General features: G+C 65.1%; 2 protein-coding genes. One reads left to right on the top strand and one right to left on the bottom strand.

Translation table 11 applies throughout. From position 1 onward, the window contains the following. Nucleotides 1-32: 32 nt before the first annotated feature. Complete coding sequence (locus RT662_RS02130) at nt 33-173, bottom strand: hypothetical protein (RefSeq protein ID WP_313668763.1); 141 nt, start codon at nt 171-173, stop codon at nt 33-35. Between RT662_RS02130 and nthA the strand changes: the two genes are divergently transcribed. Continuing rightward, on the top strand, nt 151-684 hold the full coding sequence (gene nthA, locus RT662_RS02125; protein ID WP_313668776.1) for a nitrile hydratase subunit alpha: 534 nt from the start codon (nt 151-153) through the stop codon (nt 682-684). The genes RT662_RS02130 and nthA overlap by 23 nt on opposite strands. Nucleotides 685-894 lie beyond the last annotated feature (210 nt).

The raw sequence follows: 894 nt of genomic DNA, 5'->3' as shown, positions 1-894 counted from the left end.
CATGACGTGCAGATCACGCGCGAAAGCCCGAACTACCGGGTCGGCTGACCGGCGATCTGCGCCACCAGCGCCAAAAGGCGATCGGCCCGGGGGGCGAGGGTTTTCAGGCCCTCGGCCTCGGGGCTTTCCGCCGCGGCGGTCAGATCCGCCCTGATCGACAAGGGCCTGCTCACCACCGATGTCATCGATCACATCGTGCATCTTGCCGCCGAGGAATGGCGGCACGAGAACGGCGCGCGCGTTGTGGCACGGGCCTGGACCGACCCCGCCTTCAAGGCGCGCCTGCTGGGCAATGCGACGGCCGCCTGTGCCGAGCTTGGTTATGCGGGTCCGCAGGGCGAGTATATCGTCGCGCTCGAAAACACCGCCGAACGGCATAATGTCATCGTCTGCACCCAATGTTCCTGCACCGCCTGGCCGATCATCGGCTTGCCGACGGATTGGTACAAAAGCCCCGAATATCGGGCGCGCGTCGTGCGCGAACCGCGTCCAGTGCTGCGCGAACTCGGGCTCGAGGTGCCGGACGATGTTGCGGTCCGCGTCTGGGAAACCAGCGCCGAGACCCGATACATGGTCATCCCCCTGCGCCCACCAGGGACCGATGGCTGGAGCGAAGAGCAGTTGGCGAGGTTGGTGACTCGCGAAGCCCTTATCGGCACGGCGATGGCGCTTCCGGCGCTTTAGCTGGCGTAAGAGCATGTCCGTAAGCGGATTGGCAGTGGCATCCCTACTGGTGCTGGCGCGAAGGCAGCTTTCGGGAAGCTCATCGGGCTGCCCGAATGTCGCAGAAGATGAAGGGTTTCGGGCGCCACTTGGCGTACGAAAGCCTCCCATGCAGGAACCCGCGGCCCGAGCGAGCGATCTATGGGGATTTCGATTTTCCGCCCGGTTGGG

Source organism: Sandarakinorhabdus sp. (assembly GCF_032115815.1).
Lineage (GTDB): Bacteria > Pseudomonadota > Alphaproteobacteria > Sphingomonadales > Sphingomonadaceae > Sandarakinorhabdus.
Note: the sequence above shows the minus strand (reverse complement) of the source record. Positions and strands in the feature narration are given on the sequence as shown.